The sequence below is a fragment of the Kitasatospora nipponensis genome, assembly GCF_039528135.1.
Lineage (GTDB): Bacteria > Actinomycetota > Actinomycetes > Streptomycetales > Streptomycetaceae > Kitasatospora > Kitasatospora nipponensis.
On the sequence record NZ_BAAALF010000667.1, the window covers coordinates 1 to 758 of the forward strand.

The 758-nt window shown below is 66.4% G+C and carries 1 protein-coding gene and 1 pseudogene; both read left to right on the forward strand.

Going from position 1 to position 758, the window contains the following annotated elements; translation table 11 throughout:
* Positions 1–113 precede the first annotated feature (113 nt).
* A complete protein-coding gene (locus tag ABD323_RS42605; protein ID WP_344447419.1) occupies positions 114–263 on the forward strand; it encodes a hypothetical protein in 150 nt (49 codons plus the stop codon).
* 91 nt (positions 264–354) lie between these two features.
* Positions 355–758 (forward strand): annotated as a pseudogene (locus tag ABD323_RS42610) (barstar family protein); the annotation flags it as partial.

Genomic DNA, 758 nt, shown 5'->3' on the forward strand with positions numbered 1-758 from the left:
GAGGTCTCCGAGTACTGCGGACTTGAAGCTGCTCGGCCGCCCGTCGGTGGTTCCGCAGCCGACGACACCGGTCGACCCGGCGCCGATCACCCAGCCGTAGGAGATTAGCCTCGATGTCATCGAGTGCTGCCCAGTTGGGGTACGTCGACTTCGGCAGCGAGCAGGTAGCGCACTCCTTCGACTGGTCGGCCGCGTCGCAGCGGGCGGTGACGACGAGGTACTGGTGGGAAAGCCTGCCGTTCTCCAGACCCCTGCCCCCCTGACCGAGCTCGGCATGCCAACGCACCTCGGCATTGGCATCAATCGGGCAGGTTGCGGGGCGCCGATAGGATCGGCGCTCTCATGGGGAGTGCGATGCGAACAGCAGCTCAGGATAGCCAGGGGCGGAAGTACGCTCTCACCTCGGACGAGGACGACGCCGACTTCTGGGGCTTTGCCCAGGAGGCTGATGGGTTGTTCACACCGCTGCCGGAGGACGAGGGAACGCGGCGAGTTCACCTCGCGGGTTGCTTCCCGCAGGGCGGTCTGCTGAAGAGCGTTGATCTTGTCGGCACTCGTGGCGCCATGGCGGGGAACGCCTGGTTCGAAATGCTCGGTGCCGACGGTGCCACTATGGGTTCCTACTTCGTTGGCGGGGTCACCGTCGTCGATGTTCAGCCCTCCGCGTACGGAGCCGGCCTTGTCGACCTCACGGTGACGCTGTCGTGCGAGAACCCGCTCCCAGGGGCGGGCGGCATATGGGGCCTGGTCCGTACGGG